Below are 20212 nucleotides of genomic sequence, written 5' to 3'. Positions count from 1 at the left end.
CGCGAAAACGCTCCGCGGGCGCCGCGTCCGCCCTGAAGGAGCCGGGTCGCCCGTGACTCCTTCATGAGCTCCTTCCCCGCCTCGCGGAGCGCCCCTCCGGCCGCTCCCCACTGTGGGCGAAGATCCACAGAACAGCTCTGGTCGGACTGTCGTCCCGCGGTCACTCCTCCGGCGTCACCGCCATCGCGGCCGCCGCCTTGGGGCCCTCGGCGAGCAGGACCCGGAGGCCCTCCTCGTCGAGGACCGGAACCCCCAGTTTGACCGCCTTGTCGAACTTGGACCCGGCGTTCTCGCCGACCACCACGAAGGAGGTCTTCTTCGACACCGAGCCGGCCACCTTGCCGCCCCTGGCGACAAGGGCCTCGCCCGCCTCGTCGCGGGTGAAGTCGGCCAGCGTGCCGGTCACCACGAAGGTGAGACCCGCCAGGGTCTGCGGCAGCTGGTCCGTGGGCGGCTCGTCCTCCATCCGGACCCCCGCCGCCTTCCAGCGGCTCACGATCTCCCGGTGCCAGTCGACCTCGAACCAGTCGCGGATCGCGGCGGCCACGCGCGGGCCGACGCCCTCGACCGCGGCGAGCTCCTCCTCCGAGGCCTCGGCGACGGCGTCGATCGACCGGAACTCGGCGGCGATGGCCTGCGCGGTCGGCGGGCCGATGTGCCGGATCGAGAGCGCGACCAGCACCCGCCAGACCGGCTGGTCCTTCGCCCTCTCCAGCTCCTCCAGCACCTTCTCGGCGTTCTTGCTCGGCTCGCCGCTCTGGTTGGCGAAGAAGGAGACGACCTTGGGCTCGCCGGTCTCCGGATCGGTCTTCGGCAACCCGGTGTCGGGGTCGCGGACCACGGACCTGATCGGCAGCAGCCGGTCCATGGTCAGGTCGAACAGGTCGGCCTCGGTGCGGACCGGCGGCTCCTGCGGCGGCAGCGGCTGGGTCAGCGCGGTGGCCGCCACGTAACCGAGCCCCTCGATGTCGAAGGCCCTGCGCCCCGCGGCGAAGAAGATGCGCTCACGGAGCTGGGCCGGGCACGCCCTGGTGTTCGGGCAGCGCAGGTCGGCGTCGCCCTCCTTCTCGTAGGCCAGCTCGGTGCCGCACTCGGGGCAGTGCGTCGGCATCGTGAACTCGCGCTCCGTGCCGTCGCGCAGGTCGACGACGGGCCCGACGATCTCGGGGATCACGTCGCCCGCCTTGCGCAGCACCACGGTGTCGCCGATGCGCACGCCCTTGCGCGCGACCTCGGAGCCGTTGTGCAGGGTGGCGCGCTCGACCGTGGAGCCCGCGACCACGATCGGCTCCATGACGCCGTACGGCGTGACCCGCCCGGTGCGGCCGACGCCCACCTGGATGTCCAGGAGTTTGGTGTTGACCTCCTCCGGGGGGTACTTGTAGGCGATCGCCCAGCGGGGCGCCCTGCTGGTCGAGCCCAGGTTGCGCTGGATCTCGATGCGGTCGGCCTTCACCACGACGCCGTCGATCTCGTAGACCGGGTCGTGGCGGTGCTCGCGGTAGAACTCGATGAAGTCGTTGATGCCGTCGAGGTCGTCGACGACCCTGTAGAGGTCGCTGACCGGCAGGCCGAACCCCCTGAGCCGCTCGTAGACCTGCGACTGGGTCGGGGGCAGGGCCACGGCCCCCTCCCACCTGCCGACGCCGTGGACGATCATGTGCAGCGGGCGCTGCGCGGTGATCCTGGGGTCCTTCTGGCGCAGCGAGCCCGCGGCGGAGTTGCGCGGGTTGGCGAACGGCGGCCTGCCCGCCTCGACCAGCTGCTCGTTGAGCTTCGCGAACCCCTCGACGGGCATGTAGACCTCACCCCTGACCTCGACGAGGTCGGGCACGTCGTCGCCGGCGAGCCGGTGCGGGACGTCGGCGATCGTGCGCACGTTGGCCGTCACGTCGTCGCCCACCCGCCCGTCGCCCCTGGTCGCGGCGCGGACCAGGCGGCCCTTCTCGTAGACCAGCGCGATCGCCAGGCCGTCGATCTTCAGCTCGCACAGGTAGGGCGCGGGGTCGCGCTCGACCAGCCGCTCGGCCCTCGCCTGCCACGAGACGAGGTCGTCGGCGTTGAAGGCGTTGTCCAGGCTCTCCATCCGCTGCAGGTGGGCGACCGCGGCGAAGTCGCTGGAGATCGGCGCGCCGACCTTCTGCGTCGGGGAGTCGGGGGTGCGCAGGCTGGGGCTGTCGTCCTCGAGCTCGCGCAGCTCACGCATCCACATGTCGTACTGCGCGTCGCTCACGGTCGGCGAGTCGAGCACGTGGTAGCGCCAGTTGGCCTCCTCGACCAGCTCGGTCAACTCCGCGTGCCGCTCCAACGCCGCAACCGGCACACCTTCGACCTCAGCGCCCATCGCCAGCTCTCCCCTCGTCAACCCCAACGAGGCAAACGCTATCGCCGACCACCGACAACGCGCGGCGGCCTTACCCGCACATGGACAAGCCCCCGCCCCGGCATGCGACGCGGCCGGGACGGAGACGGGGCGAGGACGGGACGCGGCCGGGACGGAGACGGAGCGCGGGCGCGTGCGGGCGAGGAGGGGGTGCGGGCGGATGGGGTGCAGGCGGGGTGCGGGCGGACGGGGTGCGGACGGGCGGGTCACTCGCCCGGGTCCTCCCGCAGCACCCGGGCCGCCTGCGCGCACCTGGTCAGGGCCGCCCTGGCGTAGGCGGGCGAGGCCCCGGCCAGCCCGCAGGCGGGGGTGAGGACGACCTGCGAGGCCAGGGTCGAGGCGGGGAAGCCGAGACGGCGCCAGAGCTCGACGGCGGGCCTGGCGACCACCCCGACGTCGGGCAGGGGGGCGTCGAGGCCGGGCACGACGCCGAGGAACAGCGCGGTCCCCGCCTCGATCGACTCGCCGATCGCGTCCTCGTCCCGCCGTCTGAGCAGGGAGGCGTCCAGCGAGACGCCCTTGAAGCCCGCCGTGCGCAGGACCCCGAAGGGCACGTCCCGAGCGCAGCAGTGCGCGATCGCGAACGCGCCCCCGGGCAGCACGGAGCCGAGCCGGTCCGCGACGACCTGGGCGTCGACCGCGGGCAGCCGCCCGAAGCCCGAGGCGGTCGGCACGCTGCCCGCCAGGACGGCGGGCAGCCCCGGCTCGTCGAGCTGGAGCACGATCTCCGACGCGCCCGGCACCCTTTTCCTGACGTCCGCGACGTGCGCGGCGAGCCCCTCGGCGAAGGACTCGACCAGGTCGCGCACCGCGCCGGGGTCGGCGAGCGTCTTGTCGCCGTGACGCAGCTCGATCGCCCCCGCCAGCGTCCACGGCCCCGCCACCTGGATCTTGAAGGGGCCCTCGTAGCCCTGGGCCGCCTCCTCGAGCCCGTCGAGGTCGCGCACGAGGTGGTCACGGGCCCGCTTCGAGTCGCGCCCCGGGCGGTCGGCGAAGCGCCACCCCGAGGGCTGCACCTCGACGGGAAGCTCGACCAGCAGCGACGCGGCCCGCCCGATCATGTCGGCGCCGACGCCCCTGGCGGGCAGCTCGGGAAGGTACGGCAGCGCGGGCGTCTCGCCGAAGACGACTCTGACCGCCTCCGCGTGGTCCTCTCCCGGATGCGACCCGACCCCTGTCGCGGTCGCCTCGCCCCACGGATATTCGCTCATGTCCGCTCCCCGCCACTCTCCTCGAGACCCGAACGGTCGCCCCGCTGGCGGACTCGCTCACCTCGCTCGCTCACCGCAGCCAGCTTAGGACCGCGAGATGCCGCCTCCCACCTGAGAAATCCTTCGAGACCGTGACGGCGCTTGATCGGGTTGAGTAGGGTTCTGCCCGATATTCACCGGGCTTGGGGGACGCATGGTGATCGTTCGAGCGCTCGCCGCGGTGTCAGTGCTAGCGGCGGTCACGGCTCCGCTCCCCGCCACCGCCCCTGTCAGCGCCCCTGTCAGCGTCCCCGCCACCGTCCTGGCCTCCGTCCCTGCCGCGGCGGCGACCACGGCGACGGTTCCCGCCGCCGCGCGGATCCAGGGACGCGCGCGGGAGCCCGTCCCCTGCTCCCCCGGGCGCGGCACCACGAGCATCGGGGAGCCGTGGGCGCAGCGGCGGCTCAGCCTGTCCGAGGTGTGGCGGCTGACCAGGGGCGCGGGGGTGACCGTCGCGATCGTCGACAGCGGCGTGGACACCGCGCACCCCCAGCTGACCCGGGTCACCGCGATCGACCTCACCGACACCGGCACCGCCGACTGCGTCGGCCACGGCACCGCGGTCGCGGGCATCATCGGAGGAGTCAGGCTCAAGGGGGTGCCCTTCGCCGGGGTCGCGCCCGAGGCCAGGCTGATCTCGATCAAGCAGACCGCGGACGGCAGAGGGGACCTGGGCAGGCTGGCCCTGGGCATCGTCAAGGCCGCCCAGCTCGGCGCCGACGTGATCAACGTCTCGGTCCAGGCGAGCGACCAGCCCGACCTGCGGAACGCGGTCGCCTACGCGCTGGCCAAGGACGTGGTCGTGGTCGCCGCCGCGGGCAACGTGCAGAAGGAGGACGGCACTCCCGCGCCCGCGTATCCGGCCGCCTACCCCGGGGTCATCTCGGTCGGCGCCGCCGGTCGCGACGGGGCGAGGACCGACTACTCGAACACCACGACCCCCGTCACGGTGCTCGCTCCCGGCCAGGACATCACCAGCACCTGGCCCGGGCGGACCTACGTGGAGGACGAGAAGGGCACCAGCTTCTCCTCCGCGTACGTGGCGGGGGTCGCCGCGCTGGTCCGCGCCCGTCACCCCGAGCTGAACAAGGACCAGGTGCGCTGGCGCATCGCGCGGACCGCGGACGGCGGTTCGGGGGCCGGGACCGGCTCGGGCATGGTCAACCCCCTGATGGCGGTCTCGTCGATCACGGCCTCCGACGAGGTGGCGCTCGCGCCGCAGGAGCCCGTCCCGCTGCCCCGGGACGCGATACGGCACACGCCCGTCGCCGACGGCCTGAGCGTCTCGATCGCGCTGTGGGTCGCCCTGCTCTGTCTCGCCGCGGCCGTCCTGGTCGTTCTCGGCAGGTTCACCGTCCCGATGGGGCGTCGCAGGGGCTGGCGGCCCGGCGTTTCGGATAACAAGCCGTGAAAGACATGTGAAACGAGTGAACTTCACGGGTCAAGTTTGCTTTGATAGTCCCTAGATCAACTTATAGAAGGATTTATCAAAAGTTGAGGTGGAAGGATCGCAATGGGGGATTTCAACCCATTACTACCTGAAGATCCGGAGCGCGTAGGCGTTTACCTCCTTGTCGGACGGCTGAGCCACGACCCCGGCCAGGCCGTCTACCTGGGGCGTCTCCCCGACAACGAGACTCTGCGCGTCATCCGGATCCTCCCTCCCTGCCCCCATGCCGACCCTCAGACACGAGAGCAGATCACCAACCGGCTCCACGCGGCGAGACGGATCTCCGGAGCGCATACCGCCAAGCTGATCGAGGTCGGCTGGTTCGACGACTCCCCCTACGTCGTCCGCGAGCACGTCGAGGGCCGTTCCCTGCGCGAGACGGTCGAGGCCGAGGGGCCGCTGGCCCCGGACGCCCTGGAGCGCCTGGCGGTCGGCACCCTCACCGCGCTCACGGCCATCCACCTGGCGGGTCTGGCCCATGGCGCCCTGAACCCCGACACCGTGCTCCTGAGCGCCGAGGGGCCGCGCGTCTGCGACACGGCTCTCGGCGTCGCGGGCGGGGAACCCGACTACCACGCCCCCGAACAGGTCCACGCGAACCTCACCGGCGGCGCGGGGCCCGGGCCGGGCAGGCCCGCCGACCTGTTCGCCTGGGCCGCGACCATCGCCTACGCCGCGACGGGACGCGCGCCCTTCTCGGGGGACCCGCAGGCCGTCCTCAACGGCTCCCCCGACCTGTCGGGGCTGCCGCCCGCGCTCACCTCCCTCCTGATCTCCTGCCTGGACAAGCAGCCGCAGGGGCGACCTGACACCAAGGCCGCCATGCTCCAGCTGCTCGGCGACCAGCCCGCGATCAGGATCACCGGCGACAACCTCCCGCAGGCCGTGCCGCAGCAGCCAGACGCCGCCGTTCCGCAACCGGCGGCGCCGTCCGGCTGGGGCGCGCCGCCGCTTCCCCGGGAGTCGGCGCCCTCGGCGCAGGCCCCCATCGTGCTGCAGGTGACGGCCTCCGGCGAGAAGAGGAGAGTCGGCGGCGTCCCCGTCATGCTGGCCGCCTCCGTCGGCGTGGTCGGCCTGCTGGCCGGGCTCGGCCTGTGGGCGGCGGGGAACTACACCTCGCTCAACAACGTCGAGCAGGCGTCGGCGAACGGCGCCGCCAACAGGCCGCTGGAGCTGGTCGAGCAGTCCCAGGAGCGCGGCCAGGACCCGACGCAGGGCGGCGGCCAGGGGACGGGACAGGACCCGCAGGACCCGGAGGGCAAGGTGACCGTGCCGTGGGGCACCACCCCCGACCCGCAGGTCCCCGACGTCGGCCCGCTCAGGCTGGCCACGGACGGGCCGACGGTCGAGCCTCCGGTCCCGACCCTGACCTCCTTCGCCAGCCCGCCCGCCGTCGTGCCGACCGTTCCCGCGCCGACGGCCGCGCCCGTGGTCCCGACCGCCGTGCCGACGCCGGAGGCCAGCGCCCAGGCGTCGCACACGCCGACGGGCAAGCCGACCGGGAAGCCGTCCCAGATCCCGACGGTCGAGCCGACGCCGGCCCACACGCCGACGCCGACCGTGACCGTCACCGTGACGCCGACCGCGTCGCCGAGCGCGTCGCCGACCGCCTCCACCGGCAACAGCCCGAGCCCGAGCCAGTCCAGGGCGCCCGCCTCCTCGACGCCCAGCCCGACGGCGACCTCGGCCGCCTCGCCGGCCGTCAAGCCGACCGAGACCCCGAAGCCCACGGAGGCCGCCAAGCCCACCGCGTCGGCCAAGCCCACCGAGGCCGCGAGGCCGACCCCGGCCCCGACCCGGACCGCGCGGCCGACTCCCACCGTGACCGTACGGCCCACCGGGGAAACGCCGACCTGGCCGCCGACCAGCAGGCCCACGGCCAAGCCGACGAACGAGGTGTCCGCCGCCCCGGTGACGGCCAGGCCGACCACCCAGGCGCCGACCCAGCCGCCGACCGGCAGGCCGACGCCGCCGCCGCAGCGCGCCAACCCGTACACCCCGCAGAGGGTCTGCGGAGCGGGCTTCTACGTGCAGCGTTCGGCGTCCTTCAACGGAGGGACCACCTACCAGCTCTACAACTCCTCCAGCGGCACCAACTGCGTGGTCACCATGAAGACCGTCGACGTCGGGACCGCCACCTCCGTCTGGGCGACCCTGGAGGTCCAGAACGGCGAGAGCAAGACCGACCGGGGCAACTACGAGTACTACGCCGGCCCGGTCTTCCTGTCCGCGAAGGGCAAGTGCGTGCGCTTCACCGGCGGCGGCCCCTCGGGCAACACCGGGGCGGCCTGGGGCAACTGCGGGTGACCCGGTCGCACCCGGGAGAGCACGCGGCCTGAAAGCCGCGGATCCCGGGTTCGGGAACCCACCCGGAAAGGGCCCGTACCCACATGGGTACGGGCCCTGACGGCCCGCCCTCGGAAAGCGGAGAGCCTCGAAGAGGAGGAAGCCCGAAAGGGAGATCGGCCGACGTGGGCGCGTTCGGCCGATGGAGATCGTTCCCAGCCTAGAAACGGTCCGCGTGCTCGTCCGCCCACTGTACGAACGTACGTGCCGGACGACCGGTCACCCGTGCGACCGTGTCGTCCACGGTCGTGGAGGAGTCACTGGGCGCGGCGTACCAGCCGACGACATACTCGGCGTCCGCCTGGGACACTCCGGTGGCCGTCAGCCTGTCGATCGCCTGTTCGTGCGTTATCGGCTCGAAGGCGATGTCGCGGCGGAGCGTCCGGGACAGGATCGCGATCCGCTCACTCGGGGTCAGCGGTTCGGGTCCGGTGAGGTTGTAGGACTGCCCTGCGTGGCCGTCATCGAGCAGCGCGACGGCCGCCACGGCCGCGATGTCGGCCTCGTGCACCAGCGCGCTGGGAAAGTCGTACGGTTCTCGGACCACTCCCTCGGCTCGAATCGACTCGGCCCAGGTCAACGTGTTGGACATGAACTCCTGTGCTTCCAGACGCGTCCATTCCACGCCCGAGTCCGCCACCGCCTGCTCGACCGGGCCCACCCAGCCGCCCCACAGCACGGTGATGCGTCGAACGCCCGCGGCGACCGCCCGCCGGACCAGTTCGGGCCCGACCTCGGCAAGCCCCGCCGTCACCGTGACGTGCAACCGGCTGACGCCGTGGAGTGCGGCGTCCAACCTCTCCGGCGCCGTGTGCGTGCCGGCCACCAGCTCCACCTCGGCCGGAAACCTTCCCGCGTTCGCCGCCGGGTCTCGCGTCAGTGCCCGCACCCGCTCTCCTCGGCGAACCAGCTCTGCCACAACGTGCCGGCCGGTGTTCCCGGTGGCGCCTGTCACCAAGGTCGTCACAGTCGAGTTCCTTAGGTCGTCCTGCCTGGATCAGTCACCGGCGAGCCTAGAAACTCAACCGCACTTGAGGTCAAAGTCGAGCCGCTCGCGTGCGTGCGCCCACGGGTCGGCTTCCGTCGCCTCTGAGGGGACCGGATCTCGAACTCCATGAGGAGGCGAGTCCCTTCCCCGCGTCGCCGGAGAGGGACCTGCCGCGTTCCGCCCGGACCTCAGCGTCCGGAGAGGCCGTCGACGGCGCGGGCGAAGGACTCGTAGGCCACCGTCATCTGCTCCCGCGCCTCGTCGAGGTCCGGCGGGGCCGCGGAGAGCCCGGCGTCTTCGAGGATCTCGCGGACCCTGCGCTCCCCGTCCTCCCCCGCCTTCCCGATCGCCTTCATGAGCTCGGCCGCCAGGGTGTGACTGTCCAGGCGCATGACGCGGGGGTTGAGGTCGATCCCCTCCACCCTGCCCGAGCCGTCGACGGTCACGGTGATGAGCCCGTCGGCCCCCGTCCCCGTGCCGCGCACGTCACCGAGCTCGGCCTCTATCTCGGCGAGGCGCCGTATCTCGTTCTCGGCGTCCCGGCCGACGCGTTCCAGGTCTTCCAGCTCGAAGCCGGTGGAGTCGAACACCACACGCCCCCTTCTGACATTGAGTGACCGCAGATAACCCAAGTCACTCCTGACACAGGAAAAAACACAAGATACTGTAAAGATCACATAAACGCCGCTCCCCTTACGGGGGACCGATGAATGAACGACGGATGTACCGGACGGGGGCACGTCGGCACATGACCCAGAACAAGTACGTCACTTCCACCTGTATCGCCAACATCCAGCGCAACCTCAACGAACAGGCGATACCTCAGTTCAAGGACCTCAAGACGAAGGTCGACGCGACCGACGTCGGCTTCCCCGGGTTCGGCGCGCTCGGCCTGCCCTTCGCCGCCAAGTACTCGAGCACCCAGGACGACGTCAAGAAGCTCGTCGACGACGCCGTGGCCGCCCTCGCGGCCTGGGTCGACGCGCTGGAGACCGTCAAGAAGAACTGGAGAGACGCCGAAGAGGCGAGCAAGGTCAAGTACTCATGACGCCGAAACCGGTGAGCCTGGTCCACGCGCGCAGGCAGGCCGCGCAGGCGGCCAGAGCCGCCGAGGCGGCGAAGACCGCCGCCGCCAGGGCCGAGTTGACGGCCGCCTCGAAGCAGGCCCTCGACACGCTCAAGGCCAGTTCCAAACTGATCCCCGGGCTGCTGACCGCGGTGGCCATCGCGGGCACCGCCGTGGCGAACACTCCGGGGATGAACGACGCCAAGGCAGGCTGGAACGCCCTCGCCAAGCTCCTCGAGGTCGCCTATCCCTCCGTCATCGGCAACGCCGTCTTCCTGTCCCGCGCGGACTGGCAGGCCGACGACCGGGAGGAGTTCCTGAACGCGACCGCCCTGTTCGGCGGGGAGATGCAGAAGCTCAGCGGCGTCTGTTACACCATGGAGGGCAAGCTGGACGCGGTCCGGCAGGCCTACTACGACTACTGGAAGGGCATCGCGACGCTTTCCGGGACGGTCCTGCTCTACGCCCTGGCCGCCCGGCGCATGAGCCTCGCCTCCCCCGCGACGGCCACCGCGGCGCAGCTGCAGCTCCACCGGCTCGGCGCCATCACCAACGGCCTCGTCGCCAAGATGACGATGCTGCTCGGCAGCTACCTGGCCCTGTCGGGCTCCGCCCTGGTCTCCCTCATCGGGGCGATGGGCAACATGAACAACATCATGCCGACGGCGGGCACGAAGATCGACTTCAGGAGCGTCACGATCTCCACGCGGCCGCCCTCGGCGTGGATCGCCCCCAAGCGCGAGATCCCCGCCCCCTACGACAAGTAGGAGGCGGGCTCGGCCGCCGCCGGACCCGGTGGGGAAAGGCTCCCCTCTCCGGGACCGCGGCGGGCGTACCCGTCAGCCCCGCCGCCCGTCAGAGACCGCCGCCCGTCAGAGCCCGCCCGCCAGGTCCCGCAGCGTGCGGGCCAGATCCTCGCCGATCTCCTCGAACTGGCGGCGGGCGCGGTCCATGTCCAGGGTGAGCGGCTCGCCGCCCGTCGCCTCGCCGAGCAGCGCCTCGCTCCGCCGCCTGGCGTCGTCCTGCGCGGCGCGGACCGCCTCGGTGGCGGCCTCGGCGATCGTCCGGGTGTCCAGGCGCGCCACACGGGGATCGAAGGTGATCTGCTGGATGCGTCCCGTGGAGTCCACCACCGCCCGCGCCATGCCGTCGGCGCCGAAGCCCTCGCCGGTGACGGCGTTCAGCTCGCCGAACGCGTCGCCGAGCCTGCGCAGCGTCTCGTCGCTGCGCCGTACGAACTCCGCGAGCTCCTCCGGGTCGTCCGCGCGCGGGTGGTCGGGGTCGAGGTTCATCACTTGTACGGCTCCGGAAGGTCCTTTTTCGGCGACAGCCACTGGAAGCCCGCGTGCGGCGGGAGCTGGGGCGGCTGCCCGGTCTGCTGGGGCGGGGGCTGCTGGAAGGCGGGCAGGCCCCTGGTGACGATCGTGGCCTTGGTGAAGTCGATCTTCGCCTTGTCGGTCGGAGCGAGGTTGAACGACTGCATCCACGCCTTGCCGGAGAAGTAGACCGACATGCTGCTCGCGCCCGCGGCGACGACCTTGCCCAGCGCGGCCGTCGAAGCGGCGATGATCTTACTGGCCATGGTGCCGAGCATCCGCAGGTTGAGCGCGGCCGACCCCGCGTACGGCGTCGCGAGCATGGCGGCGGCGATCGCCGCGAGGGCCAGCAGGGTCGCGGCGACCTTGGCGATGGCGATCCAGTAGGCGCGGTAGGCGTCGCCGAGCTCGTCCACGATCCCGGCGATCGTCTTGATGTAGGCGCGCAGGCTCTCCAGCGCCTCCTGGTAGTGCTGGACGGCGTCGTCGAAGGCGTCGCGGTCCTCGGCGATCCACCCCTCCTTCCCCTTGTTCAGCAGGGCCGCCACATAGCTCTTGTTCGCGGTGTCCAGGCGCGAGTGGAGCGACTCCCAGTTGTTGTAGGCGTCGCCCATCCCCGGCACGTTGGCGACCGCGGTGGCCGCGATCGCCACCCCCGCCCACGCGGTCGGAGCGAGCCGCGCGCCCTTCTCCAGACCGCTGATGACCTTCGCGGAGTTGACGACGACGCCTCTGGCGCTCCTGAGGGCGGTCGCGGGAACGGGCTTCTTGCCCGGAGGTACCGGCATGTCGGGTCTTCTCAGATCACTGGTAGACGACGGTGCTGTTGTACTCGGCGGTCCGCCAGTTGACCGCCGCGGTGTTCAGCGCCTCCTGCCAGGACTCCAGGACATCCAGGGCCTGGCTGAGCTTCTCCCTCGCGTCCTCCTGCACCTGGCGGTAGCGCAGGCCGATCGCCAGCTCGCCGACGCCGCCCCACCCCGGGAAGGGCACGTCGGTGCTGTCGATCAGCCCGCGCAGCTCACCGATCTTGGGGATGACGTCGTCGTCGAGCTCGGTGCGGATCGACTGAATCGCCGTGGACGTGACGTACCTGTCCTGCGTCACGCGACCTCCTTGATCAACGACCGTTCCCGTATCTCCTACCACCGCGCAACCCTCCGCTCACAGACCGGAACGCCTTGTTCAGCGGCCTTTCGACGATCGGAAACACCGTGGACGATCACCGTTCACACCCCGGCCCGAAAGCCCCATTCACAAGATCGTTCTTCTATGCTGTCGAGGACCGCGCATCCGGCGAGACGGAGGTGTGATGCAGACCCGGCGGGATCTCCACCAGGCCTACAAGCTGATGACCCAGCGTCTGGGCACAGCCCTGCTCCAGGGCGAGCCGGACCTGCCGGAGTCGCCGATGCGCAGGCACAACATCGCGATGTTCGGCGGGGTGCTGGTCGCGGTGCTGGTCGCGGCCACCTTCGGCGTGATCGGCCTGCTGCGCCCCGGCAACGCCACCGCCCTCACCGACCCGGGCACCGTGATCGTGGAGGAGGAGACGGGCGCGACCTTCGTCTACAGCGCCCCTCAGGCCAAGATGATCCCGGTCGTCAACATGGCCTCCGCCAGGCTGCTGGTCGGAGAGCAGGAGGTGAAGGTGCGCGTGGTCAGCGCGGCCTCCCTCTCCCGGTACGCCCGGGGCACGCTGGTCGGCATCCCCGGCGCTCCCGAGTCGCCGCCCGCCCCCGACCGTCTGGTGCGCTCCCCCTGGTCGGCCTGCGTGGTCGAGGGGGTCGACGCCAACGGCGAGCGCAGGCCGTACACCTCGCTGGTCGGAGGCTTCAACGTCGGCGGCGGCCAGATCGGGCAGGACAAGGCCATGCTCGTCGAGGAGAACGGGCAGGCCTGGCTGCTCTGGTCGAACCAGCGGATGCGGATCTCGGCGGAGGGGGTGCGGGCGCTGACGGAGGAACGGCCCCGCCAGGTCCCGCTGGCCTGGCTCAACGCGCTGCCCGCCGGACCCGACTTCCGCGGCCCCTCGGTTCCCGGCCTCGGCCGTGAGACGCGCGGGCCCGACGGCGGGAAGTCCACGGTCGGCAGGGTGTTCACCGTCCCGCCGGTCGCCGGCGGCTCCGCGAAGTGGTACGTCCTGCTGTCCGACGGCCTGGCGCCCCTCACCCCGGCACAGGCCGCCCTGCTGCTGCAGAACCCGGCGACCAAGAAGGCGTACGGCCGATCCCCGGTGAAAGCGGTCGAACTGGACCCGGCGACCGCCACCGGAGCCAGGCGGTCCGCGACCCGCATGGGCGGCGGCGACCTCCCGCAGACCATGCCGCAGATCGTCACCCCGCCTCCCGCTCACCCGGTCTGCGCCGTCTACCCGGAAACCGAGCGCGGCTCGTCCAAGGCGCTGCTGACGGTCGGCAGCACGGTGGCGATCCCCGCACCGCCGCAGGGCTGGTTCAACCAGGACGTGGTCGACCAGGTCGTGCTCCCGTACGGCAAGGGCGCTCTGATAGGGCTGCTGCCGGGCAACGGCAGGCTGGACGCGCTCCAGTCGCTCTACCTGGTCGGCGACCAGGGCCGCAGGCACGTCATCCCCTCCCAGGAGGCGCTGTCGAGCCTGGGGTACACCATGCAGGACGTCGCCCCGCTGCCCGCGCACCTCGTGCACCTGATCCCCGAAGGCTCGGCGCTCGACCCGGCGGCGGCCAGGAAGCCCGCCCAGACCGGCCAGACCCTCAGACCGCAGCAGCAGTGACCCTGCTGTCTGGGCGGGCACGGCCAGGGCGTGTTCATCGGGTCGACTTCGGGCTGCGGGACGGTTCGCGCTGCGGAGGGCGGATGGTCCGGTCGGCCGTCGTCAGTCAAGGTCTGGCAGGATCAGGCCTTCGGCCTGGCGGGGGACGGCCGGAGTACGCCGGAAACCCCGCAGGGCCGGTGAGCAGGGCTGCCTGGTCCAGGACGGTCCCATGGCCAGTGCCTGACCGGTGGCGTGGAGGCCGATCCGGGCCGTCAGCCGGGTGAGGTCACCGGGAACGGCCTGCTCGCCGCGGTGGTCGGGCAGGTCACCATAGGGTTTGTTCCTCATGGTCGGGGGTGGCGGCGCCGGGCAGGCCAGGGGGCACGGCCACGGCGGTCAGGGCGTCCCAGGTGGGGTAGCGGGCGGCGAGGGTGAGCAGGAGCCGAGCGGTGGCGTGGGCGTCGAATCCGGCGCGGTGGCGTCGGCCGGGGATGTTGCCGGTGTCGATGCCGGTGTGGGTCAGCAGGGCGTCTAGGCCATGGCCGGGTGCCTCTGGCAGGGCGGCGCGGGCCAGACGCAGGGTGTCGATGACACCGGCGGGCTTCCAGCCGGGCAAGTGGCGGTGCAGCACCGTGTAGTCGACGTGCGCGTTGTGGGCCGCGATCCACGTGCCCTGAAGGGTGTCCTGGACGGTCGGGGCGACGTGTTGCCAGGTAGGGGCGTCGGTCACGTCCCGGTTGGTGATGTGGTGGACGCGGCTGGCGAAGCGGGAGATCGGCCGCGGCGGCTGGATCAGAGTGCACAGCGCGGCCTGCGGCACCGGCTGCCCGCCGTCGATACGAACAGCGGCGACTTCCACCAGGTCCGGCGGCTGGGCGCCATTGCCCTCGACATCGACAACGAACAGGGGCGGCCAAGTGCCGAAATCCACGGGTCTCTCCTATGCGGTGGGCGCGGGTGTCCCAGTCGCGGCTGCGGTAGCCGTTGCGCCGGTTGGTGCGCTCGTCGGTCCGTTCGCCGTAGCCGGCGCCGCACAGGCCGTTGGCCTCGGCCGACATCAACGCCTCGGCCATGGTCTTCACCATGGATCGCAACAGATCCGGGTCGCCGGCCTCGATCTGCTTCGCCGGCCACTGCGCGGACGTCACACTGTTGTCTGCGGCCATCGCTTCTTCTCCTTCGAACTTGATCTTCGCACTCGAAGGATCACGCGATGGCCGTCTTCATTTCACGACGCCACACCTGTCACCAGCGAAAACTCATACACCACCTCCGTGGACGCAACCCCGGGTGGGCAACGGCCGTCCCAGCGAAGCTGCCGCCCCACGGGTGGGGAGGCTCTTCCCCAGGTGGGGGTTTTCCATCTCAGCCCTGCGCTCCTTCCTGCACAGCAGCTTCAGCTGCGGCAATCAGCCATGGGATTCAACCTCGGCGGATCGCTTCAGCCGCCCGGACCACCAGCCACCCGCAGCGCGAACAACGACAAACCCCCGCCAAGCGGCAGCGCGAACAGCCCCACACCCACGCGAACAGCCCCAGCACAGCACAACCCAGCCCGGAGGCACCCCCAAAAACGCGCCTCAGAGGCCAGGAATGCCCGGTATGAACGAGCTGCCTTTCATGTTCGGGACGTTGAAAGCGGAGGTGTCGGGTTTCTGGACGAGCCCTCCGTTCTTGTCGTACTGCAGGCTGACCTGGGTGAAGTCCGTCTCCTGCTGCGGCAGGGCCTGCATGCCCCAGAACAGCCTCTCCTGGTCCTTCTGGAACCCGTTGAGCATCCACAGCAGGATCCCGACCGCCCCGACGGCCTTCAGCTTCCTGCTGATGATCGCCTTGACGATGCCGTCGAGCTTCTCGAGGACGCCGGTGACCCACAGCTCGACGGCCGCCCCCCACGGGGGGTAGAGCTTGCTCGCGATGTACACCGCGGCGATGATCCCCATGCAGTAGACAATCAGCCGGACGACCTCGAAGGTCGCGTGGTAGAGGGACGCGGTCTGGTCGAGGGTGTCGCCCGCGCCCTGGCGGTATCTCTTGGCGTTGTCCAACTGGACGGCGAAGTCGTCGACGGCGGTGCTGAAGACGTTGTAGGCGTCCCCCTCCCAGTGCCCGTCGTTCTTGATCCGCCCCTTCAGGGTGATCAGCTGTTCTTTGATCGCGTCGAGGTCGGCCCCGCCGGAGAGCTTCGGATCACGCCACTCCCCCGCCGCCTTCGACATGTCACCGGGGTTGGAGATCAGCACGCCGAGTGACGCGACCAGGGCGAAGGCCGAGGGGCGTCTGAGGATGCCCGCGGCGACGGTCGCCGCCGCGAGCATCTGCACGTAGCCCGCCCTGTCTCCCTCATAGGCCATGACGGACACCTTTCTCACAGACGCGGAGTCCCGCGCGGGCCTCCCGCGGACGGCAGGCCCCGTCGTTTTCCTGCGGGGTCATCAGTCCTGGCCGATCACCGGGGGCGCGATGTCCTCGTCGCCGCCCCAGACCCCCTCGTCCTCCGACATCCAGGTGGTCTTCTCGCGTTCCTTCTCCTGGTCGCCGCCCGCGCCGCCCGGGGGCATCATCGGCATCATCGGCACGCCGCCCGTTCCCCCCGCGCCGACGCCCGTGCCGCGCAGGCCGCCGAGCGGGACGGCCCCGCCGCCGCTGACTCCGCCGGAGAACCCGCCCCGGGTCGAGCCCGGCCCCTGCGAGTCTCCCGTCCACGTGGTGCTGTCGGGCAGCCTCGGCTGCGCCGTCACCTGGTTCGGGTCGTAGCCCGACAGGGCTGTCCGCGTGGGGTCGTCCAGGCCGAGGCCCGTCTTGGCGAGGTTGTTCGCGACGCTGTTCGGGTCGAGCGCGTTCGGGTCCGGCAACTTCGGGTCGGTCAGGTTCGAACCGGTCCCGCCGGGGTCGAGCGCGTTGGGGTCGGGGAATTTCGGCCCGGTCCCGTCGGAGTCGAGGTCGTTCGGGTCGGGGTACTTCGGCCCGGTCCCGTCGAGGTCGTTCGGGTCGGGGTACTTCGGCCCGGTCCCGTCGAGATCGAGGTCGTCCCCCCCTGAGAGGTCGGAGCCGTTCAGGTCGTCCGGCTTGGGCAGGTCGAGGCCTCCGCCACCCAGACCGCCACCGCCCAGACCACCGCCGCCCAGACCACCGCCCAGGCCGCCGCCGTCCCACGGGTTGCCGCCACCGCCGTCGTCCGTGCTCTTCCCCTCCGCGGCCTGGTAGTTCGCGTCCGCGTCCTTGAGCGCCTTGTTCCACGACTCGATCACCGCCTTGCCCGCCTTGAGGGCGTTCACGGCGTTGTCACGGGCCTGGTCGTGGGCCGAGTTCAGCCCGATCCCGAGCACGCCGAAGGCGGGCGGGTCGATGCCGATCGAGCCCGTGTGGCGCACGAGGGCGTCGACGTCGTTGGCGCGGCCGCCGAAGTCGGTGCCGAGCTGTTCCAGCTTGTCCTTCGTGAAGGAGACGACCCTGGCGGGCCCGGTCCCCCCGAGCGTGAGCCCGTTGAAGGGCGTTTCGGCCATCCTCACTCCTCACAACCGGTTCGCAAACCGATTCGCAACCGATGATCCGCGGGGAACGGGAGAGTTCAGGCGATCACCGGGGGGATCGTGTCGCCGCCGTTGCCCCAGACCTCGTCGTCCTCCATGAGCCAGGTGCTGTTCTCGCGGTCCTGGTTCTCCTTCGCGCCTGCCCCGCCGCCCGGCGGCACGAACGGCATCATCGGGGAGCCGCCCGCTCTGACCTGGCCCGCGCCGAGCCCCTTGCCCGGGCCGCCGCCGGGGCCGAAGACGCCGGAGACCGGCCCGAGGCCGCCCTGGCCCGTGCCGTTCGGCGGCCCGACGCCGGAGCCGTTCAGCGGGTTTCCGTTCAGGGTGTTGCCGAACGAGGGACCGTTGCCCAGGCCGTTCTGCGGGCCGGTCAGCCCGTGGTCGTTCAGACCCGCGAGGACGGTCTCGCCGGAGCCGGGGCCGGACAGCGCGGTGGCGTCGAGGCCTGGCAGGGAGCCGTCGACGCTGTTCGGGCCGAGGCCGCCGGGCAGGCCGTTCGCTCCGGAGCCGTTCGGGTTCCAGCCGCCCTGGCCTGAGCCGTTCTGGCCGGTTCCCGTCGGATCGGACGGGAGGCCGCCGATGACGCCCGGTCCGGCGCCGTTCGGGTCGAAGCCGTCCGGGTCGAGGCCGTTCAGTCCCAGGTCGTTCGCTCCGGGGCCGTTGACGTCCAGGCGCGTGGGGGTGAAAGCGTCGCCGCCGGTCCCACCGGGCAGGCCGCCGGGCCCTGAGGGGAGGTCCACGTTCCGGTAGTCGGGAATCTCGATCTGCATCGGGGTCGGCAGCGAGTGCTGCACCTCCGAGGGAAGCTCCTGGTAGTGCTGGACGATCTTCTCGTTGATCTCGTTGAACCGGTCCCTGGCCCTGCGTTCGACGCGGTACATGCCGTAGAACGGGATGTTGTCCGCCCAGTCGGTGTCGTGGTCGGAGCGCGAGTCCTCGCCTCGTTTGGTGACGATGTTCTGCTGGGCCCAGGTGAGCGTCTCGGCGTACTTCCGCAGCGGGACGCCCACCTCGTTCATCTTGCCCGCGAGCTCGCGGATGCTGGCGTGCAGTCGCTGCAGTTCCTTCTGCGCGGCCACGCTCTCGGGGCCCTGGTACTGCGCGGCCAGTTCGACGGCTTTCTGCTTGAGGGTCACCGCGGCGTCCTGGAGCAGGTCGTGCGCGGCGACGTAGTAGTCGCCCGCCCGTTTCACCGCGCCCGGGCTGGTGTTGTCGACCCAGTCCCTGACCTTGTCCATGACGCTGTCGAAGAGGGTGATCGGGAGCGGCATCTCCTGCGGGGCGCCGTTGGAGTACTTGAGCGGGGTCGAGCCCGTGTCCGCCATGGTGGTCTCTCTCCTCAGGCGTTCGACGTGGGGTTGGCGCCCTGGTTCGCCTGGTCGGCGCCGTCGTACGCCTTGACGATCTCGTGGAGCGACTGGATGACGGCCCCGTACTGCTCGGTCGTCTGCGCGTACAGGCCGCTGCCCTTGTGGCCCCGCTCCCCGATGAGGACGGAGTAGGCGGTGCCGATCGCCATGGCGAACTGCTGCGCGGTGGTCCACTGGCCGAGCTGGGCGTCGCCGATCGCGCACTGGAGCTGGAGGTCCGGCAGCGACCCGGCTCCCGGGGGCGGCCCCGGCAGCGGCGGCGGGGTCGTCCCCTTCGCGTAGGCCATCGCGGTGGGCGGCGGCTTCGTGGCGGTCGTCAGTTTCCTGAGCGCGCCCTCGAGCTGCTGGGCGATCTCCCTGATCGCGGTGTGGTTCACCTCGGGGCCGCCCTTGCCGCTGCTGTCGTTCTTGACGGTCAGACCGGGCCAGTCAGGGTCGAGTTCGATCGCCATGCCGTACCTTCCGAAGATCTTGGTGGGTCAGGTGATGACCGGGGGGATGACGTCTCCGCGGGAGTTCCAGACGTCGTGATCCTCGGAGAGCCAGGTGGACCTCTCCTGGCCCTCGCTCTCTCCCCCGGCCCCGGCGCCGCCTCCCGGGAGGAACGGCATCATCGGCGAGCCGCCGGTCGCGTTCCGTCCGCCCAGGGTCGCGGGCGTCGACGCGACGCCCGCGCCGAACCCGGGGCCGCCCAGCACGGACGGGGTGTGCGGCGTGAGCGTGGTGGTGGTCGGGCCGAGGGGCACGACCGCGTTCTGCTGGATCGTGGGCGGCACGACCGGGTTCCTCGGGGTGAAGGTCGCGACCTCTGTGGTCCGGGAGTCGTCCTTGGGGAGGCCGTCCTGGAGGGTGGTCCCGTCCCCGCCGATCACCGCGGGGACCGTGGTCTCGCCGCCGGGTCCCTGCCCGGGGCCTGTCCCGTTCGCGGAGGTCTGCCCCTTGGCGTCCGTGCCGCCGGTCCCCGAACCGTCCGCGCCCTGGCCGCCCTGACCGCCGTTGGAACCGCCGGGACCGGAGCCGTCGGACCCCGAACCGTCCTGTCCACCGCCCTGACCGCCCGACCCACCGGGGCCGTCCGACCCGCCGGGGCCGCCTGACCCGCCTGATGAGCCGCCGGAGCCGGTCCCCGCGGCGCCGGGCCGGGAGTGCCCGCTCCACTGCGAGCCGCCCGTGGACTGTCCGACCGGGGAGTAGTCCGTCGGGGTGTAGCCTCCCGGGTTCTCCCCCGAGGTCCCGGAGACCGGCAGAGTGTAGGTGAACTTCTCCGGCACTTGGTGGTAGAGGGCGACGATCTGCCCGTTCAGGGTGCGCAGGAGCGCTCTGGCCTCCGTCGTGCCGTCGCTGTCCGGGGAGGTCGAGGCCGTCGTCGCCGGCTCCCCCGCCTTGGGCCGCGACGCCTCCAGCTTGTCGAGCTTCTTCAGGGCCTCGGGGAGGTGGACCTCGCCGTACGTCCGCAGGACCTGGGAGACCTTCCGCATCTCGGCGGCCAGCTCCGTGCCCGTGGTGTGCAGCATCCGCAGGGCCCGCTGGGTGTCCACCGCGGCGGGCCCGCCCCAGACGTGCGCGAGCTTCGAGGCGTTGGTCAGCATGCTGCTCGCGATGAGTTCGAGCATGGACGCGCCGTGGCTGAAGCCGAAGCCCGCGTCCCCGATCTGGGCGGGCGAGGTGTCCTTGAGCCATGCGGCGATCTCGGCGTAGGAGGCGGTGACCTCGCCGTTGGCGGGTACCGTGGCCGAGCGGACCCACACGGTCCGTTCCTTGCTGTCCACTGCG

The 20212-nt window shown here is 71.4% G+C and carries 19 protein-coding genes and 1 pseudogene; 5 read left to right on the top strand and 15 right to left on the bottom strand.

Annotation, left to right across the window (positions count from 1 at the left end; genetic code table 11):
• Positions 1 to 160: 160 nt before the first annotated feature.
• Both ligA and PKF00_RS34420 read right to left on the bottom strand, forming a co-directional pair.
• Entirely contained in the window at positions 161 to 2344 is a 2184-nt protein-coding gene (gene ligA, locus PKF00_RS34425; RefSeq protein WP_271221893.1) for an NAD-dependent DNA ligase LigA, read from the bottom strand.
• Between the two features lie 245 nt (positions 2345 to 2589).
• Positions 2590 to 3594, bottom strand: coding sequence for a methionine synthase (locus PKF00_RS34420; protein WP_271221892.1), 1005 nt, complete (start codon positions 3592 to 3594; stop codon positions 2590 to 2592).
• A 193-nt stretch (positions 3595 to 3787) separates the two neighbouring features.
• Here PKF00_RS34420 and PKF00_RS34415 point away from each other — a divergent pair, with 193 nt between their 5' ends.
• Complete coding sequence (locus tag PKF00_RS34415; protein WP_271221891.1) at positions 3788 to 5044, top strand: S8 family serine peptidase; 1257 nt, start codon at positions 3788 to 3790, stop codon at positions 5042 to 5044.
• A gap of 102 nt (positions 5045 to 5146) precedes the next feature.
• A complete protein-coding gene (locus PKF00_RS34410) occupies positions 5147 to 7390 on the top strand; it encodes a protein kinase domain-containing protein (RefSeq protein ID WP_271221890.1) in 2244 nt (747 codons plus the stop codon).
• Positions 7391 to 7589: 199 nt separating this feature from the next.
• Here PKF00_RS34410 and PKF00_RS34405 read toward each other — a convergent pair whose 3' ends face one another.
• Positions 7590 to 8384 (bottom strand): NmrA family NAD(P)-binding protein, encoded by a 795-nt coding sequence (locus PKF00_RS34405; protein WP_271221966.1) that lies wholly within the window; start codon positions 8382 to 8384, stop codon positions 7590 to 7592.
• Positions 8385 to 8605: 221 nt separating this feature from the next.
• Complete coding sequence (locus PKF00_RS34400) at positions 8606 to 9007, bottom strand: YbaB/EbfC family nucleoid-associated protein (RefSeq protein WP_271221889.1); 402 nt, start codon at positions 9005 to 9007, stop codon at positions 8606 to 8608.
• A gap of 158 nt (positions 9008 to 9165) precedes the next feature.
• Here PKF00_RS34400 and PKF00_RS34395 point away from each other — a divergent pair, with 158 nt between their 5' ends.
• A complete protein-coding gene (locus PKF00_RS34395) occupies positions 9166 to 9465 on the top strand; it encodes a hypothetical protein (protein ID WP_271221888.1) in 300 nt (99 codons plus the stop codon).
• A complete protein-coding gene (locus tag PKF00_RS34390) occupies positions 9462 to 10250 on the top strand; it encodes a hypothetical protein (protein WP_271221887.1) in 789 nt (262 codons plus the stop codon). Before PKF00_RS34395 ends, PKF00_RS34390 begins: the two co-directional genes overlap by 4 nt.
• A 105-nt stretch (positions 10251 to 10355) precedes the next feature.
• On the opposite strand, the gene PKF00_RS34385 is transcribed toward PKF00_RS34390, so the two are convergent.
• Genes PKF00_RS34385 through PKF00_RS34375 form a run of 3 tightly spaced genes read right to left on the bottom strand, consistent with a single transcriptional unit; the run spans position 10356 to position 11906 of the window.
• Positions 10356 to 10775, bottom strand: coding sequence for a YbaB/EbfC family nucleoid-associated protein (locus PKF00_RS34385; RefSeq protein WP_271221886.1), 420 nt, complete (start codon positions 10773 to 10775; stop codon positions 10356 to 10358).
• The gene (locus PKF00_RS34380; RefSeq protein WP_271221885.1) at positions 10775 to 11587 is read right to left on the bottom strand and encodes a hypothetical protein; all 813 of its coding nucleotides are present in this window, start codon (positions 11585 to 11587) and stop codon (positions 10775 to 10777) included. Before PKF00_RS34380 ends, PKF00_RS34385 begins: the two co-directional genes overlap by 1 nt.
• A 16-nt stretch (positions 11588 to 11603) precedes the next feature.
• Positions 11604 to 11906 (bottom strand): hypothetical protein, encoded by a 303-nt coding sequence (locus PKF00_RS34375; protein ID WP_271221884.1) that lies wholly within the window; start codon positions 11904 to 11906, stop codon positions 11604 to 11606.
• A 205-nt stretch (positions 11907 to 12111) separates the two neighbouring features.
• Between PKF00_RS34375 and eccB the strand changes: the two genes are divergently transcribed.
• A complete protein-coding gene (gene eccB, locus PKF00_RS34370; protein WP_271221883.1) occupies positions 12112 to 13554 on the top strand; it encodes a type VII secretion protein EccB in 1443 nt (480 codons plus the stop codon).
• Positions 13555 to 13656: 102 nt separating this feature from the next.
• Here the strand turns inward: eccB and PKF00_RS34365 are convergent, their stop codons facing one another.
• The 8 genes and pseudogenes from PKF00_RS34365 to PKF00_RS34330 form a co-directional block, all read right to left on the bottom strand.
• Positions 13657 to 13884, bottom strand: a complete 228-nt coding sequence (locus PKF00_RS34365; RefSeq protein ID WP_271221882.1) for a hypothetical protein — start codon at positions 13882 to 13884, stop codon at positions 13657 to 13659.
• Positions 13862 to 14467, bottom strand: a complete 606-nt coding sequence (locus PKF00_RS34360; RefSeq protein WP_271221881.1) for a 3'-5' exonuclease — start codon at positions 14465 to 14467, stop codon at positions 13862 to 13864. The genes PKF00_RS34365 and PKF00_RS34360 overlap by 23 nt, the downstream gene beginning before the upstream one ends.
• A gap of 10 nt (positions 14468 to 14477) precedes the next feature.
• Positions 14478 to 14702: pseudogene (locus PKF00_RS34355) on the bottom strand (transposase); the annotation flags it as partial.
• A gap of 414 nt (positions 14703 to 15116) precedes the next feature.
• On the bottom strand, positions 15117 to 15890 hold the full coding sequence (locus tag PKF00_RS34350) for a hypothetical protein (protein ID WP_271221880.1): 774 nt from the start codon (positions 15888 to 15890) through the stop codon (positions 15117 to 15119).
• An 81-nt stretch (positions 15891 to 15971) separates the two neighbouring features.
• Positions 15972 to 17042: a hypothetical protein gene (locus PKF00_RS34345; RefSeq protein WP_271221879.1), complete on the bottom strand. Its 1071-nt coding sequence runs from the start codon at positions 17040 to 17042 to the stop codon at positions 15972 to 15974.
• A 65-nt stretch (positions 17043 to 17107) separates the two neighbouring features.
• Positions 17108 to 18394 carry a hypothetical protein gene (locus tag PKF00_RS34340; protein ID WP_271221878.1) on the bottom strand — a complete coding sequence of 429 codons (1287 nt, stop codon included), beginning with the start codon at positions 18392 to 18394 and terminating at the stop codon, positions 17108 to 17110.
• 14 nt (positions 18395 to 18408) lie between these two features.
• Positions 18409 to 18891, bottom strand: a complete 483-nt coding sequence (locus PKF00_RS34335; RefSeq protein ID WP_271221877.1) for a hypothetical protein — start codon at positions 18889 to 18891, stop codon at positions 18409 to 18411.
• A gap of 27 nt (positions 18892 to 18918) precedes the next feature.
• Positions 18919 to 20208: a hypothetical protein gene (locus PKF00_RS34330; RefSeq protein ID WP_271221876.1), complete on the bottom strand. Its 1290-nt coding sequence runs from the start codon at positions 20206 to 20208 to the stop codon at positions 18919 to 18921.
• Positions 20209 to 20212: the final 4 nt, after the last annotated feature.

Source organism: Streptosporangium carneum (genome assembly GCF_027922005.1).
Classification (GTDB): domain Bacteria; phylum Actinomycetota; class Actinomycetes; order Streptosporangiales; family Streptosporangiaceae; genus Streptosporangium; species Streptosporangium carneum.
The sequence above is the reverse complement of the archived record's forward strand: the minus strand, read 5'-3'. Positions and strand labels throughout refer to the sequence as shown.